This is a genomic window from Rhizobium sophoriradicis (genome assembly GCF_025200795.1).
GTDB classification, from domain to species: domain Bacteria; phylum Pseudomonadota; class Alphaproteobacteria; order Rhizobiales; family Rhizobiaceae; genus Rhizobium; species Rhizobium sophoriradicis.
Map to the genome: position 1 here is coordinate 957,555 of NZ_CP104152.1, position 15,257 is coordinate 972,811.

Annotated in this window: 19 protein-coding genes and 1 pseudogene; 15 read left to right on the forward strand and 5 right to left on the reverse strand. The window is 61.1% G+C overall.

From position 1 onward, the window contains the following. Positions 1 to 11 precede the first annotated feature (11 nt). Entirely contained in the window at positions 12 to 284 is a 273-nt protein-coding gene (locus N2597_RS04725; protein ID WP_010044618.1) for an usg protein, read from the reverse strand. A 280-nt stretch (positions 285 to 564) separates the two neighbouring features. On the opposite strand from N2597_RS04725, the gene groES reads away from it, so the two are divergent. The 5 genes from groES to N2597_RS04750 all read left to right on the forward strand — a co-directional run bounded on the left by groES (position 565) and on the right by N2597_RS04750 (position 6,482). Beyond that, a complete protein-coding gene (gene groES / locus N2597_RS04730; RefSeq protein WP_009985402.1) occupies positions 565 to 879 on the forward strand; it encodes a co-chaperone GroES in 315 nt (104 codons plus the stop codon). Between the two features lie 51 nt (positions 880 to 930). Next, positions 931 to 2,559 carry a chaperonin GroEL gene (groL, locus tag N2597_RS04735; RefSeq protein WP_077994808.1) on the forward strand — a complete coding sequence of 543 codons (1,629 nt, stop codon included), beginning with the start codon at positions 931 to 933 and terminating at the stop codon, positions 2,557 to 2,559. Positions 2,560 to 2,653: 94 nt separating this feature from the next. Beyond that, entirely contained in the window at positions 2,654 to 3,076 is a 423-nt protein-coding gene (locus N2597_RS04740; RefSeq protein ID WP_106795351.1) for a hypothetical protein, read from the forward strand. A gap of 88 nt (positions 3,077 to 3,164) precedes the next feature. Next, complete coding sequence (locus tag N2597_RS04745) at positions 3,165 to 4,259, forward strand: glycosyltransferase family 4 protein (RefSeq protein WP_183597029.1); 1,095 nt, start codon at positions 3,165 to 3,167, stop codon at positions 4,257 to 4,259. A 15-nt stretch (positions 4,260 to 4,274) separates the two neighbouring features. Further along, the gene (locus N2597_RS04750; protein ID WP_106795349.1) at positions 4,275 to 6,482 is read left to right on the forward strand and encodes an amylo-alpha-1,6-glucosidase; all 2,208 of its coding nucleotides are present in this window, start codon (positions 4,275 to 4,277) and stop codon (positions 6,480 to 6,482) included. A 36-nt stretch (positions 6,483 to 6,518) separates the two neighbouring features. Here the strand turns inward: N2597_RS04750 and N2597_RS04755 are convergent, their stop codons facing one another. Then, entirely contained in the window at positions 6,519 to 6,740 is a 222-nt protein-coding gene (locus N2597_RS04755) for a hypothetical protein (RefSeq protein WP_096764224.1), read from the reverse strand. Between the two features lie 214 nt (positions 6,741 to 6,954). Here N2597_RS04755 and N2597_RS04760 point away from each other — a divergent pair, with 214 nt between their 5' ends. From N2597_RS04760 to N2597_RS04785, 6 genes are all read left to right on the forward strand, one after another. Further along, entirely contained in the window at positions 6,955 to 7,431 is a 477-nt protein-coding gene (locus N2597_RS04760; RefSeq protein WP_009995635.1) for an Hsp20 family protein, read from the forward strand. Between the two features lie 88 nt (positions 7,432 to 7,519). After that, positions 7,520 to 8,029, forward strand: coding sequence for an Hsp20/alpha crystallin family protein (locus tag N2597_RS04765; RefSeq protein WP_183597027.1), 510 nt, complete (start codon positions 7,520 to 7,522; stop codon positions 8,027 to 8,029). A gap of 66 nt (positions 8,030 to 8,095) precedes the next feature. Beyond that, a complete protein-coding gene (locus N2597_RS04770) occupies positions 8,096 to 8,539 on the forward strand; it encodes an NADH dehydrogenase ubiquinone Fe-S protein 4 (RefSeq protein WP_183597025.1) in 444 nt (147 codons plus the stop codon). Between the two features lie 9 nt (positions 8,540 to 8,548). Continuing rightward, positions 8,549 to 8,896 (forward strand): DNA-directed RNA polymerase subunit omega, encoded by a 348-nt coding sequence (locus N2597_RS04775; protein ID WP_125461965.1) that lies wholly within the window; start codon positions 8,549 to 8,551, stop codon positions 8,894 to 8,896. Further along, a complete protein-coding gene (locus tag N2597_RS04780; RefSeq protein ID WP_009992872.1) occupies positions 8,890 to 9,255 on the forward strand; it encodes an SPW repeat protein in 366 nt (121 codons plus the stop codon). Before N2597_RS04775 ends, N2597_RS04780 begins: the two co-directional genes overlap by 7 nt. A gap of 96 nt (positions 9,256 to 9,351) precedes the next feature. Beyond that, positions 9,352 to 10,179, forward strand: a complete 828-nt coding sequence (locus tag N2597_RS04785) for a PDZ domain-containing protein (RefSeq protein ID WP_183597023.1) — start codon at positions 9,352 to 9,354, stop codon at positions 10,177 to 10,179. Between the two features lie 109 nt (positions 10,180 to 10,288). Here N2597_RS04785 and N2597_RS04790 read toward each other — a convergent pair. The 3 genes and pseudogenes from N2597_RS04790 to msrB all read right to left on the reverse strand — a co-directional run bounded on the left by N2597_RS04790 (position 10,289) and on the right by msrB (position 11,300). After that, positions 10,289 to 10,586: pseudogene (locus N2597_RS04790) on the reverse strand (DUF982 domain-containing protein). 14 nt (positions 10,587 to 10,600) lie between these two features. After that, complete coding sequence (locus tag N2597_RS04795; protein WP_077994815.1) at positions 10,601 to 10,834, reverse strand: GNAT family protein; 234 nt, start codon at positions 10,832 to 10,834, stop codon at positions 10,601 to 10,603. A 52-nt stretch (positions 10,835 to 10,886) separates the two neighbouring features. Further along, the gene (msrB, locus tag N2597_RS04800; RefSeq protein WP_008528859.1) at positions 10,887 to 11,300 is read right to left on the reverse strand and encodes a peptide-methionine (R)-S-oxide reductase MsrB; all 414 of its coding nucleotides are present in this window, start codon (positions 11,298 to 11,300) and stop codon (positions 10,887 to 10,889) included. 188 nt (positions 11,301 to 11,488) lie between these two features. Between msrB and N2597_RS04805 the strand changes: the two genes are divergently transcribed. From N2597_RS04805 to N2597_RS04820, 4 genes are all read left to right on the forward strand, one after another. Then, positions 11,489 to 11,704: a hypothetical protein gene (locus N2597_RS04805; protein WP_010056887.1), complete on the forward strand. Its 216-nt coding sequence runs from the start codon at positions 11,489 to 11,491 to the stop codon at positions 11,702 to 11,704. A 127-nt stretch (positions 11,705 to 11,831) separates the two neighbouring features. After that, positions 11,832 to 14,198 carry a putative monovalent cation/H+ antiporter subunit A gene (locus N2597_RS04810; RefSeq protein WP_183597021.1) on the forward strand — a complete coding sequence of 789 codons (2,367 nt, stop codon included), beginning with the start codon at positions 11,832 to 11,834 and terminating at the stop codon, positions 14,196 to 14,198. Between the two features lie 4 nt (positions 14,199 to 14,202). Beyond that, positions 14,203 to 14,643 (forward strand): Na(+)/H(+) antiporter subunit B, encoded by a 441-nt coding sequence (locus tag N2597_RS04815; RefSeq protein WP_183597019.1) that lies wholly within the window; start codon positions 14,203 to 14,205, stop codon positions 14,641 to 14,643. Then, positions 14,643 to 15,020 (forward strand): Na+/H+ antiporter subunit C, encoded by a 378-nt coding sequence (locus N2597_RS04820; RefSeq protein ID WP_038687763.1) that lies wholly within the window; start codon positions 14,643 to 14,645, stop codon positions 15,018 to 15,020. The genes N2597_RS04815 and N2597_RS04820 overlap by 1 nt, the downstream gene beginning before the upstream one ends. Positions 15,021 to 15,257: the final 237 nt, after the last annotated feature.

A 15,257-nucleotide genomic window follows, 5' to 3' on the forward strand; every position in this document is an offset into this window, starting at 1 on the left:
GGATGCCGGAGCTAGTGGAGCTTGAACTCGCCCATGACGCGGCGCCATTCGTTAGGTCCGATCAGTTGCTGATGGGTGTAGCGAACGGAGTGTAGCGGCCCGTCGAGCGTCGACTGCCAGAAATCGAGAAACTTGTGCATTTCCGGAAAGTCCGGGGCGAGGTCGTAATCCTGCCAGACATAGGTCTGCAGCACGGATTCAAAATCAGGAATGCGATAGAGGATATGCGCGGTGGTCAGTCCATAGCCGTTCAGCTGACGCTCCAGATCTGATGAAAATTGCATGCTTCATCTCCGTTTCATGACGCTCGAAAGGTGGCGCAAAATTTTGCGGCCATCAACGGATTTCTGAACGCGTCCACCCTGTTTATTGTTCCTTTACAGGATGTTAGCAGCCACTCCGAGTGAGTGCTAATTTTTTTATGGCGCCCTCTTGAAATGGGAAAAGCGCAAAACCAGATCATTGCGCGCAGAACGCTCGATCGAGGTTTTGCACCCGCCCGGACTGGTCATCCGGTCCGGCCAGGGGAACAACATCATTATTGTTTGTCCATTGGAGGAAAACATGTCGTTCCGACCGCTTCATGATCGCATTCTCGTCCGCCGCGTCGATTCCGAGGAAAAGACCAAGGGCGGCATCATCATACCCGATACCGCCAAGGAAAAGCCGCAGGAAGGCGAGGTTATCGCCGTCGGCCCCGGCGCGCGCGATGATGCTGGCCAGGTCCAGCCGCTCGACGTCAAGGTCGGCGACCGCATCCTGTTCGGCAAGTGGTCCGGCACTGAGATCAAGATCAACGGCGAAGACCTGCTGATCATGAAGGAAAGCGATGTCATGGGCATCATCGAGGCCCGGGCCGCCGAAAAGATCGCCGCCTGAGGCGATTTCCGCGCATTAGTCAAAAAAGCTGCCTATTGAAGGAGTTACAGAATGGCTGCGAAAGAAGTCAAATTTCATAGCGATGCCCGTGAACGCATGCTGCGTGGGGTCGATGTATTGGCCAATGCGGTGAAAGTAACGCTCGGCCCGAAGGGCCGCAACGTTGTGATCGACAAGTCCTTCGGCGCGCCGCGCATCACCAAGGACGGCGTTTCGGTCGCCAAGGAAATCGAACTCGAAGACAAGTTCGAAAACATGGGTGCTCAAATGCTGCGTGAAGTAGCATCCAAGACGAATGATCTCGCCGGCGACGGTACCACGACGGCGACCGTTCTCGCCCAGGCGATCGTCAAGGAGGGCGCAAAGGCGGTTGCCTCCGGCATGAACCCGATGGATCTGAAGCGCGGCATCGATCTTGCCGTCGACGCGGTGGTCGCGGAATTGAAGGCTAACGCCCGCAAGATCTCCAACAATTCCGAAATTGCCCAGGTCGGTACTATTTCAGCCAACGGTGATTCCGAGATCGGCCGCTATCTCGCCGAAGCGATGGAAAAGGTCGGCAACGAAGGCGTCATCACGGTCGAAGAGGCCAAGACCGCCGAAACCGAACTCGAAGTCGTCGAAGGCATGCAGTTCGACCGCGGCTATCTCAGCCCCTACTTCGTCACCAACCAGGACAAGATGCGGGTCGAGCTCGAGGATCCCTATATCCTGATCCACGAGAAGAAACTGTCGAACCTGCAGTCGATGCTGCCGGTTCTCGAAGCTGTCGTTCAGTCCGGCAAGCCGCTCCTCATCATCGCTGAAGATGTCGAAGGCGAAGCGCTTGCAACGCTCGTCGTCAACAAGCTCCGCGGCGGCCTGAAGATCGCTGCCGTCAAGGCCCCCGGCTTCGGCGACCGCCGCAAGGCCATGCTCGAAGACATCGCCATCCTGACCGGCGGCACCGTCATCTCCGAAGACCTCGGCATCAAGCTCGAGAATGTGACGCTCAACATGCTCGGCCGGGCCAAGAAGGTGGCGATCGAGAAGGAAAACACCACCATCATCGATGGTGCCGGTTCGAAGGCGGAACTTGACGGTCGCACCGCTCAGATCCGCGCCCAGATCGAAGAGACCACCTCCGACTACGACCGCGAGAAGCTGCAGGAACGTCTTGCCAAGCTCGCCGGCGGCGTTGCCGTCATCCGCGTCGGCGGCTCGACGGAAGTCGAAGTGAAGGAAAAGAAGGACCGCGTCGACGACGCGCTGCATGCAACCCGCGCGGCGGTCGAAGAAGGCATCCTGCCCGGCGGCGGCGTGGCATTGCTGCGCGCGGTCAAGGCGCTCGACGCTATCAAGACGGCCAATGATGACCAGCGCGTCGGCGTCGACATCGTTCGTCGTGCAATCGAGGCGCCGGTTCGCCAGATCGCCGAAAACGCAGGCGCGGAAGGTTCGATCATCGTCGGCAAGCTGCGGGAGAAGAGCGAATTCGCTTACGGCTGGAACGCCCAGACCGGCGAATATGGCGATCTCTACGCGCAGGGCGTCATCGATCCGGCCAAGGTCGTTCGCACCGCACTACAGGATGCCGCCTCCGTTGCCGGCCTGCTGGTGACGACGGAAGCGATGATCGCCGAGAAGCCGAAGAAAGACGCCGCACCGGCAATGCCGGCCGGCGCCGGCATGGACTTCTAAGCGATCGCCTGGCCCGTCCTGCCCTCGGGGCGGGCCTCGCCACCAAAATGAGAATGCATGAAGTTCCATCGGTCAACATCAGTGGAGCCAAGCCATGAGAAAGGAAAGCACCAGCAATTCCATCGAGCAGCAAGCCAGGGCAGCGATCAGCGCGGGGCATCTGCTTCATCCAGCGAAACATTTCAGTCACCCGCGTGACGTGCTGACCGCCACCGACATCAGCAATGACGAAAAGCGGGCGATTCTCGCCTCCTGGGCATCCGATATCTTCGCCATCGAATCCATACCTGCTCTTCGCCTTTATCCCGGAGCGGAAAGAGCCGTCTCCTATGACGAGATCCTCGAAGCGCTGAAGACGCTGGATAAGGGTGATCGGCAATCCGGGGAGCAGGGTTCGTCCGCTCCCTCTGGGTCCCGCAGGGCCCGTCGCCACAGGCTGGCGGCACGCCGGCTGCCGGGGCTCGGCTTTTGCAGCTATTCGAGAGGAGGACGGCGTTACCAGCCATTTGAGAGCTGACCCTCCAGCTGACCTGACGCGTGCTCCCTTGAGGACGCAGGCATGATTTTTGCCGACGACTCTTTGCTCAACTGAGGAGGTTTTGCCAATGAAGATCGCTCAGATTGCACCGCTTGCCGAGAGCGTTCCGCCAAAGCTCTACGGCGGAACGGAGCGGATCGTCTCTTATCTTACTGAAGAACTCGCCGGCCAGGGGCACGAGGTCACGCTGTTTGCCAGCGGCGATTCCGTCACCCGCGCGAGACTGCTGCCGTGTGCGAACGTCGCACTTCGGTTGAATCCGACGGTCAAGGACCATCTGCCGCATCAGGTCGTGATGCTGGAGGAGATCCGTCAGCGCGCGCATGAGTTCGACGTGCTGCATTTCCACATCGATCTCCTGCATTTCCCGCTGATCCGCGATTTCGCCGATCGCACGGTTACCACACTGCACGGACGGCTAGACCTGCCTGATCTCAAGCCGTTTTACACGGCGTTCCCGGACGTTCCGCTGGTGTCGATCTCCAATGATCAGCGCCGCCCGATGCCACCGGTCAACTGGCGCGGCACGGTCTATCACGGTTTGCCGGCCGATCTACTTCCCTTCACGGAGAATCCGAAGGGCAATTACCTTGCCTTCCTCGGGCGGATTTCTCCGGAAAAGCGCCCCGACCGCGCGATCCAGATCGCGGCAAAGGTCGGAATGCCGCTGAAGATCGCCGCCAAGATCGATAATGTCGACAGAGCCTATTGGGAAACCGTGATCGAGCCGATGGTAAAGAGCCATCCGCATGTGGAATACATCGGCGAGATCAATGAACACCAGAAGGCTGACTTCCTTGGCAATGCAGGCGCGCTGCTCTTCCCCATCGACTGGCCGGAACCCTTTGGACTGGTGATGATCGAGGCAATGGCCTGCGGCACGCCGGTGATCGCGTTCGGCTGCGGCTCGGTTCCCGAGGTCATTGACAATGGCGTCTCCGGCATTCTGGTCGACAGTGTCACCGAGGCGGCCGAGAACGTCGAATGGGCGCTCCGGCTGGATCGACGCAGAGTGCGGGGCGCATTCGAAAAGCGTTTCACTGCGGAGCGGATGGCGTTCGACTATCTCGACATCTATCGCAACTTGCCGGGTGTTCGCACCAAAGCGGCGCCAATCCGCCGGTCGAATGGTCAGGCGCCCGACCTGCAGGCTGTCGCCTGACGCCAAGGAGGAGACATGTCGAACATTTCTGCGGGCATCGACGCCGCCACTGCATCACTACGCCCGGCGGCGGTCGCCCAGTTCTTCATTCCGGCTGCCGCATCGCTGCAGGAGCGCCGGCCGCGTACCCTGAAGCACGGCGATACGTTCGCCGTCTTCGACTACAATGGCGACGCTCTATCCGGGCCTGGAAGCCCAGAAGGTCTTTACCACCGGGATACCCGTTATCTCTCGCATCTCTACCTGACGATCAATGGACAGCGGCCGATGCTTTTGTCGTCGACCCTTCGAGATGACAACGCCACGCTGACTTGCGACCTCACCAATCCTGACCTGTTCGATGACAGGGGAAAGCTGGTCATGGGCCATGACCTGATTCACCTGCGCAGGTCACGGTTTCTGTGGAATGACCGCTGTTATGAGCGGGTGGCTGTGCGGAATTATGACGAACGGCGCCAACATGTCCGCATCCAGATCGCGTTCCAGGCGGATTTCGCCGATCTTTTCGAAGTCCGCGGAACGGCAAGAGCAAAGAGAGGCCGCGATCTTCCCGCCGTAATCGAGCCGGCTTGCATCCTCCTTTCCTATATCGGCCTGGACGATCACAAGCGGTCGACGCGACTTTCCTTTGTACCTGAGCCCTCGGAAATCCGCAGCGATCTTGTGACCTACGATTTCGAGCTCGATCCGCACGAGTCCAGATCGCTCTTCATCACCATCGGCTGCGACCAGACCTCCGCCGATCAACCTGCCCATTATTCTTTCTTCCTGGCGCTGCGGGATGCACGCCGTGCGCTGCGCGCTTCTTCCTCGCGCGCGGCTTTAATTGCAACTTCCAACGAGATCTTCAACGAAGTTTCGCGGCGCAGCGTCTCCGACCTCTACATGTTGATGACCGACACGGCGGAAGGTCCCTATCCCTACGCTGGAATTCCCTGGTTCAGCACCGTCTTCGGCCGCGACGCTTTGATCACCGCGCATCAGACACTTTGGCTCGATCCGGAGATTGCGCGCGGGGTTCTTTGTCATCTGGCCGCCAACCAGGCGGCGAACGTCGATCCTGCCTCGGACGCCGAGCCGGGCAAGATCCTGCACGAAGTGCGTTACGGTGAAATGGCCGAGCTGGGCGAGGTTCCATTCCGGCGTTATTACGGCAGCGTCGACTCGACGCCGCTGTTCGTCATGCTGGCAGGCGATTATCTCAAACGAACCTCGGATCTTGCGACTATCGAACGTCTGATGCCGCATATCGAGGCAGCGCTGACATGGATCGACGAATACGGCGATCGCGATGGCGACGGCTTCGTCGAGTATGGTCGGCTGACCGAAGAGGGCCTGATCAATCAGGCATGGAAAGACAGCCACGACTCGGTGTTCCATGCCGATGGCACATTGGCCAGGGGGCCGATCGCGATCGCCGAAGTTCAGGCTTATGTCTATGGGGCTTGGCTAAGTGCCCTGGAAATCTTTCGGCGAATCGGTAAGCCGGAACGAGCGGCGAGCTTTCTCGCGCGGGCGGAAGGACTGCGCCGTGCCTTTGACATCAGTTTTTTCGACGAGGAACTCGGCACATATGTGCTGGCCCTGGACGGGGACAAACGACCCTGCCGGGTTCGATCGTCGAACGCCGGCCATGCCCTGTTCACCGGTATAGCTTATCCTGAACGGGCGGCACAGATTGCCCGCACTCTGATGAGTGCATCGTCCTTCTGCGGCTGGGGCATTCGCACCCTTCCCTCCACCGAAGCACGCTACAATCCTATGAGCTACCACAATGGTTCGGTCTGGCCGCACGACAATGCCATGATCGCCACTGGCCTTGCCCGTTATGGCTATCGAACCGAAGCGGCGCGCATCTTCGAAGGGTTGTTCGCAGCCGCCAGCTATATCGAGCTCAGGCGGCTTCCCGAACTTCTTTGCGGCATGCCGCGTCAGCGGGCACGGGGGCCGACCTTTTATCCGGTTGCCTGCTCGCCTCAAGCATGGGCGGCTGCAGCGCCCCTGTCTTTGCTGCAATCCTGTCTCGGCCTCGACTTCGACCCGGATGGCATGCAAATCAGCTTCAATCTGCCGCAACTTCCCTCGTTCGTCGACGAGGTGATCTTGCGGCACCTGTGGATCGGCAGTGGTTCGGCTGACGTCGCCATCCGGGGGTCGGGACGGCAGGTCGTGGTCGATGTCATCGATCGTCGGGGCAACGTTCAGGTGCTCACCACCGCATGACGAAGCACGGTCTGGAGTAGGCGGGTCCCCGCCTCTCTAATCCTCTTCCTCTTCATCCGCCCTCAGCAGGTCGATCAGCGCAGCAATCCGGCCGGTCGGCAGAGGTCGGCCTTCGCCGATTAGCGCCTCATCGTTGTTGGCCCAGGCAAATGCCTCGGCAAGTTCGGCCTGCGTTGCACCTGTTGCGATGACCTCGGCTACAAGCGTGCTGTCGGCAGGCCCAAGGACGGCGATGACGTCGCCTGAAGTCATTGTCATAGCCATTTCTCCTGGTTCAAGCTGCGCCCAGCATATGGTGCGCCTATAAATGAAATCAATTTTCCTCTGCGAAATTCCATCCCCTTGAAACGTTAAGCCGCTGAATTACATAAATATTGTCGATCGCTGAAGAGGGGTCGACAGAAGGTCCAGGAGACGCCGGTCGCTCTTGGCGTCTCCTTGTATCCATGTTGCTTATGAGGAGGATATGGCTATGAGGACAAACTCCGACTTCACGCCCCTGTTTCGCTCGAGCGTCGGCTTCGAACGAATGTTGAATGCGCTCGAGGCTGCACGCCGCGCCGAGACAGTCGACAACTGGCCGCCTTATGACATCGTCAAGACCGGCGAGGATGATTACCGCATCACCATGGCAGTGGCGGGCTTCTCACAGGATGAATTGGCGCTCAGTCAAGAGGAGAACATGCTCGTCGTCTCCGGCCAGAAGGCGAATGGTGAAGATGTTCAGTATCTGCATCGCGGCATTGCCACACGGCCGTTTCATCGCCGGTTCGAACTCGCCGACCACGTGAAGGTTGTGGATGCCGAGCTCGTCAATGGTCTGCTGACCATCGGTCTCAAGCGCGAAACACCGGAAGAGGTGAAGCCGCGCCAAATTGAGATCGCAACGGCTCAGGCGATGCCGAAGGCGGTACCGGAACAGATCGAAGCCGGCAAGCACGCGGCTTGAGCTCTGCCCCGGCAGCAGGCAGCCATCGGCCAGATGGCTGGCGCCATGTGGAGAGCTTGCCCAACAACCACCAGAAAGGAGTAAAACCATGAGTGTCCGTGACTTGATTCCCTGGGGTCGCACCAACGGCAACCAGGGTCCGAGTCTCCTTCGCGACGATGACCGCGATCCCTTCCTGTCGCTCCATCGCGAGGTCAATCGGCTGTTCGACGATGTTTTCCGCGGCTTCGGCTCCGGGCCACCGTCACTGCGTGGCGCCAGCGGCTTTGGTGCCGGCTGGCCGAGTGTCGAAATCTCCGATACCGACAAGGAAATCAAGGTGACGGCCGAAGTACCCGGCCTCGAGGAAAAGGACATCGAAGTCCTGCTCGATGACGGCGTTCTGACGCTGAAAGGTGAAAAGCGTTCGGAGACCGAAGACAAGGAGAAGCAGTTCTCGGAGCGCTACTACGGTCGCTTCGAGCGGCGCATCCCGCTCGGCACCGAGGTCAAGGAAGACCAGGTCGAGGCCACCTTCAAGAACGGCGTCCTGACCGTAAGCTTGCCAAAAACCGAAAAGGCTCAGTCACAGGTCAAGCGCATCGCCATCAGGAGCTGATCGAAACGAGCGCGGCGGCCGCCCCGCGGCCGCCGCTTGTCCTTGCCGGAATGGGGAGGATAAACGATGGAAACTGTTCATCAATCACAGAAGGAAAGCGAACCAAAGTCCTGCGGTCCCCGCGCCTCGAACAACAGTCGGCGCAGCCATCCTCTTGCGGGAAGATCACTGTTTCCAGAGAATGCCACTGCCCGCATCTTGAAACCGTCCTGCTCCGTGATGACGTTGGCAACCGCACCGACCAAGGAGTGGCGGCTTGTCTTCGATCGCTGCAGCGCTCCGTTCATCGAGCCTCTGCTGGGCTACACCGGCAGTGGTGAGACGCTGGTGCAGGTGGAGTTGAAATTTCCGACCCTCGAATCGGCCATTCGCTATGCGGAGCGGCAGGGTCTCGATTACTTCTTGCAACGACAGGCAGACACGGGCGCACAGCTGTCTCCGAGGCTGGTCGTGCCCGGACGAGAGGGCGGGAGACGGGGTCATGATCTGCCCGAACAAAAGGCAGCATGAGGTGCGCCCATGAACCCGCATGTCGTCGATTGCCACAAAATCCAGCTCGACAGGTTTGCTTTAACGGTTGCTGCGGCCGCGCGCGGTCGTTTCGGGCGTGGTGCGAAGCCGGTCCCCGAACTGCCCGAAAGCCCGACCGAGCTCGAATTTAAGGAGATCGCAGGCGACGCCTTTAGGAAGGGCGGACTGTTGTTCCTGGCGGGAATATCGGCAACAGCCCCACTTGCAGCTCCCCGCGCCACGATTTCCGAGGCTTGCGGTGACGGTGATCCACTGGCGCCGCAGCCGTCTCCTGTCCACAGGAGGCGGTCCATTGATGATCCAACCAAAACAAGAAGGAGAAATGACCGATGCTGAAGTCTCTGTCTTCTAACAACCGGACGGCTTTCGATATCGTCAATATCGTTGCCGGTCTTGGCCTCTTGATCTCACCCTGGCTGTTCGGCTTCGCCGCTGAAACTTCTGCAGCCTGGAATGCATGGATTGTCGGCGCTGCCATCACCGTGCTCGCCGTCGCGGCTCTCTATGCGTTTTATGAGGCGGAGGAGTGGGCGAACCTGGTGCTCGGCCTTTGGGCCCTGGTCGCTCCATGGATTCTTGGCTTTTCGGCCGCGACGGCAGCCATGTGGGCGCATGTGATTGCCGGCATTGTAGTCGCTGTCCTGGCCGCAGGCAGCATCTGGTTCAGTCATAACCATCCGCTGTCGGCCGCATGAGTCCGGTCTGAACGGGCTCGGGTGTCCGAGCCCGTTCTTTTGCCCGGTGCCAAGGACGATGTCGGAGTAGTAACCGTCAGATCCAAGGAGCAACCGATGTTTGATCTCGCCGCAAGACTCCACACGATTGCTGCTTCCGTAGCCATTGCCGCTGGAGCCGCGCTTACCGATGCCTCCATCAACCCGGGCAATTCAGGCGGTGCCCTGGTGACGCTAGATGGCAAGCTGGTCGGGATCAATACCGCGATTCTCAGTCCTGCGGGCGCCAATGTCGGCATCGGCTTTGCGGTGCCGACCACCATGGTCGTGTCGGTGATGAAGCAGCTGATCGCCCATGGCGAGGTACAGCGTGGCCGATTGGGCGTCGGCATCCAGGATATCACACCGGATCTGGCGGACGCGCTCGGTCTCGGTGACCTGCGCGGCGCGCTCGTCGCCAACGTCGAACCCGGCTCGGCCGCCGATCGGGCTGGACTGAAAACCGGCGATGTGGTGACCGCCGTGGACGGCAACGCGGTGCGTAGCGCGACTGACCTCAGGAACCGCATTGGCCTCACGCCAGTGGGCAGCGAGATTAGACTGACCGTGAAGCGCGGCAGCGAGCAGCGCGAGATTGAAGTCACCACCACGAGCGAAAGTCGCACCTCCTCTGGCCTCTCGGGGACACTGCTCGACGGTGCGATATTGCGGGACGCCTCGGCACCCGAATCCGGGGCAGCTGGAGCCTCGGGCGTCGTGATCGAGAGCGTGGCTGCTGACAGCCGAGCCGACCGCGCCGGCCTTCGTGCAGGCGACGTAATCGTCGCGGTCAACAGAACCCCAGTCTCCTCGGTTACAGAATTGCGTCGTACCATCAGCAAGGCGGCTGTAGCCGCCCTGGAACTATTGCGGGATGGCGCGCGCTTTCTTTTGGTCATCAGGTGAATGAGGGTGAGCGTCCCTCTCGTGATGTTAACGCGCTGGCCGGCCCGCTGAGTGTAGTGTTTCTAAACCGCGGGCCAATCGCCGACGGGCGCTCATGCCCCGAAGATTTTCAACGAACGTGCGGTTCCTTGTTCCGCTGCGGAAGCGACGTCATCAAGGCTGCTCTCCGGCGCCAGCAGATCGTGTTTCTCAGCAAACGCGACGAACAGGCCGCGGGCGGTTTCCGCCTCGATTTCGCCGCGGAGTGCGGCGGTGCAGGCCTTGAGGGCAATAGAATGGGCGGGGTCTCTGAATGTCTCCGGCCATTCGGCAAGATGCCGATACGCCTCCATGACTGTTCGGACCTTCGCTGGAAATCCAAGGCCGACAAAAATAGTGACAGGCTGTTTGAACACATCGGGTTTCATCATTCGCTCCTTCCCTACCGCGATGTTGAACGAGCAATCTGCGCCAAGCGGCCTCCGAGCTGTGATCGGCGATAAGGCAGCGGCCTCTTAGGGGCGCTCGGCTTGCGGCAGATTAATTGGTTTTTGCGGGCTTTTAATTCAATAGGAACGAAGAAAAAATTGGCGCCTTTATCGCCGAAAATGCGGTGGAGAAAGGGCAGATCGGCAGGCGTGATTTCCCGCAGGGTCAGCCGGTCGGGCAGCGCCATCGGCCGCTCCTGCGTGCGGAATCCCCCTTGGCCGCTTTCAGAGCCGAACGCCTTATTTCCCGGGCTCGAACACCATGGCGTGGCCGTTGATGCAGTAGCGGAGGCCGGTGGGCGGCGGGCCGTCGGGGAAGACGTGGCCGAGATGGGCGTCGCAGGTGCCGCAGCGAATTTCGGTGCGCACCATGCCGTAGGTGGTATCGCGATGCTCGGTCACCGCATCGGGCGACACTGCTTCGAAATAGCTCGGCCAGCCGCAGCCGGCATCAAATTTCGTGTCGGAGCGGAAAAGCGGCGCGTTGCAGCCGACGCAGCGGTAAAGCCCGGTTTCGAAGGAATCCCAGTAGGGGCCGGTGAAGGCGCGTTCGGTACCGTGCTGGCGGGTGATGCGGTATTGCTCGGGCGTCAGCTGCTCTTTCCATTCCGCGTCGGTCTTATGGATCTTGGCGGTGGTTGCAGTTTCGGACATGACGTGCTCCTTTCGCCGAGGGGCGGTTCCGTCTTGCGAGGAAATGTGGTGCGCCGTCCTTGCTTCATCAAGCCTTCAGCGCCTGCGGTGACAATCGCGGCATGCAGCAGTTCAGGGAAGACGATTTCTTTTACATCCATTAAGGGTTTTCTGTTAGGGTTAATGTTACGTGCATTGAGGAAACATTGGTGTTTGAAGCGGCAATCGTCCTGCTCTACGGTCTCGTGGCCGCGGTCGCCATCGCGATCACGATGCTGGAAGGCTGGGCCAATCATGACGGCCTGACGTTCCATCGTCTTGCCGGGCTGGTCGCCTGCCTGCTCTGGCCGCTGGCGCTTGTGGCCTTCGTCCTGCACGGCTGCGCCGTCCGGTTGCTGACGCGTCTTTCCCGATCGATGGCCTGAGGGCTTGGAACTTTGCAGCGTGGTTTGGCTGCGACCGAAATCGCTTGAGACGCCTTGCCGTTTCGCCTAAGTCAGAAGACAAGCCGATTTGAGATCGGCTTTCCGTCTGGGCGGTAGAGGAGGAGACATGGCCGATGTCACGGCTCTGACATTTCTGGCCCTGTGTCTGCCGCTCGCCGGCGCTCTTGCCGCTCCCTTCGTCATCCGCTTCCTCGGCGCAAACGGTGCCTGGCTGCTGGCCGCCGCTCCGCTGTTCGCCTTCCTGCATTTTCTGCGCCTGCTTCCGCAGGTCGCACGCGGTCAGACCGTCACCGGCGGTTATGCCTGGGTGCCGAGCTACAACCTCTCCTTTTCCTGGTTCCTCGACGGGCTGTCGCTGGCCTTCGCGCTGCTGATCACCGGCATCGGCACGCTGATCGTGCTCTATGCCGGCGCCTACCTTAGGGGACACAAGGATCAGGGCCGCTTCTTCTCCTTCATCTTTCTCTTCATGGGCGCGATGCTCGGCATCGTGGTGTCCGACAGCTTCCTGATGTTCTTCGTGTTCTGGGAACTGACGTCGATTACCTCCTTCCTGCTGATCGGCTTCGATCACGAGCGCGAGGCGGCCCGTCGCGCCGCTCTGCAGGCGCTTGTCGTCACCGGCGGGGGAGGGCTGTGCCTGCTCGCCGGCCTGCTCATCCTCTGGAACATGTCGGGCGTCACGCAGATGTCGCAGCTGATCGTATCGGGCGATGTCCTGCGCGAAAGCCCGCTCTATCTCGCCGCTCTCATTCTGGTGCTCGGCGGCGCCTTTACCAAGTCGGCGCAGTTTCCCTTTCATTTCTGGCTGCCGAACGCCATGGAGGCGCCGACGCCGGTTTCGGCCTACCTGCATTCGGCCACCATGGTAAAAGCCGGCGTCTATCTACTGATGCGGCTCAACCCGGTCATGGGGGCAACGCCCGCCTGGGAAATCCTTCTACCATTCTTCGGCGGGCTCACCCTGGTGGTCGGCACGGCGCTCGCCATCCGCCAGACCGACCTGAAGCTCAAGCTCGCTCATACCACCGTCTCGTCGCTCGGCCTGCTCGTCATGCTGATCGGCTTCGGCTCGGACCACGCGGTGGAGGCGGCGGCGCTCTATCTGGTGGCGCATTCCCTCTTCAAGGGCGCGCTCTTCATGGTCGCCGGCATCATCGATCACGAAACCGGCACGCGCGACATCACCCGGCTCGGCGGCCTCAGGCGGGCGATGCCGCTGACATGGCTCATCGCCCTTGCCGCGGCCTTCTCCATGGCCGGTCTGCCGCCCTTCTTCGGCTTTCTCGCCAAGGAGGAGATCTATACGGCGCTCGCCGGCGGCGACATCCGCGCCATCACCTTCACGGCGATCGCCGTCTTCGGCAACGCGCTGATGTTTGCCGTCGCCTTTGCCGTGGCGCTGAAACCCTTCCTCGGCCAGAAGGTCGAGACGCCGAAATCCGCGCACGAGGCGCCCGTGCTGCTCTGGCTCGGCCCCGCCGCTCTCGCCGTCCTCGGCCTGTTGTCGGCGGTGTTCTCGACCTTCACCCATGCCGCTCTGTCTTCGCCGATCGCAGCCGCTATCCGCGGAACCCCGGTTGAAATCACCATCTCGCTGGCGCCGCATATCGGCCTGCCCCTGATCCTGTCGCTGCTGACCGTGCTGCTCGGAATCGGCGTCTACTGGCAGCTCGATCGCGCGCGATTCTGGATGGCGGTTTTCCTGCGCGCCGCCGGGCGGGGGCCGGATCACGGTTTCGATCTGGCCGTATCGGGTCTTGTCCGCTTCTCCGCCCACCTCATCCGTGTCGTCCAGCCGGGACGGCTTGAGATCTATGTCGCCTGCACGTTCCTCTGCCTCGCCGCCATCCTGATCGTTCCGCCCATCGTTTATGGTGAACTGCCGCGCTTTCCCGCCTGGCCCGCCGATGTCAGGCTGCATGAAGGGGCGGTCCTGCTGATCGCCGCTTTCGGCCTTGTCGCCGTGCTCATCGCCCGCGACCGACTGACGGCGATCGTCTCGCTCGGTATCCAGGGATTCGCCGTCGCCGTCATCTTCCTGCTGTTCGGGGCGCCGGACCTGTCATTTACGCAGTTCATGGTCGAAACGCTTTCGGTTGTCATCCTCGCCCTCGTCATGACAAGGCTCAAGCTTTCGCCGGCCGACCGGCGGCCGTTCGGCCGCAGGCTGTTCGACGGCTCACTGGCGCTCGTCTGCGGTCTCGGTTTTGCACTCTTGCTGCTGCGGGCGACGCAGGCACCGTTCAACAATGCGCTGACGGCCTTCTTCAACGCCTATTCAAAATCGATCGCCCACGGAGCCAATGTCGTCAACGTCATCATCGTCGACTTCCGCGGCACCGATACGCTCGGTGAGATCGCCGTCGTCGCGGTCACCGGCCTTGCCATCCTGGCGCTGATCCGCATCCGCGCCGGCACCGAGCGCAAGCTTGCCGCCAATGATCCGGATGCGGTGGGGGCAGGGGAATGATCGTATGAATACCCTGATCTTCCGCACCATCGCCCCCTTCCTCACCGCGCTGATGCTGCTTTTTTCCGTCTTCGTGCTGCTGCGCGGCCACAACGAGCCGGGCGGCGGCTTCATCGGCGGGCTGATCGCCGCCTCGGGACTGGCGATTTACGGCATTGCCCGCGGCGTTGCCGCCGTTCACCGGGCGCTGTTCTTCCACCCGCTGTCGATTGCCGGCTGCGGCCTCTTCCTTTCGACTGCGGCCGGTCTTCTCTCGATCGTCGTCGGCGTTCCCTTCATGACCGGCCTCTGGATCTACCCGAACCTTCTCGGCCTCGAGGTGCCGCTGTCGAGCATCATGCTCTTCGATCTCGGCGTCTATCTCGTGGTACTCGGCGCCATCACCTCGATCGCCCTCACATTGGAAGAAAAGGAAGTGGCATCGGAAGAAAAGGAGATGGAGTGATGGAGCCCCTTCTGGCGATCCTCGTCGGCCTGTTCTTTGCCGCTGCCATCTACCTGATGCTGTCGCGATTCTCGATCCGCATCATGCTCGGCATCGCCATCCTCGGCAATGCCGTCAATCTGCTGCTCTTTACATCAGGCCGGCTGACGCGCGAAGTGCCGCCGATCATCCCGGCGGGTCTCGAGACCTTGCCCGCCGGCACGGCCAATCCGCTGCCGCAGGCGCTCATCCTGACGGCGATCGTCATCTCCTTTTCCTTCCTGGCCTTCCTGCTGGTGCTGACCTACCGCGCCTATCAGGATCTCGGCACCGACGACACCAGCGAAATGCGTGCCGCCGAACCCGACGACCGGCCGCTGCCACCATTGGGGTATTGACGCGAATGCCGGTGCGGATGCTCACCCCCCTCTGCCCTGCCGGGCATCTCCCCCACAAGGGGGGAGATCGGCTGGGAGCCTCGTCTCGCTCCAGTCAAATGCCTCAGATCGGCGAAGCTGCTTGGCGTGAAATTACCATATCGAGAAGCGGCCGCCTCTTGCCGATCTCCCCCCTTGTGGGGGAGATGCCCGGCCGGGCAGAGGGGGGTACCCTACGGCACGCCCCCGACCATCCCG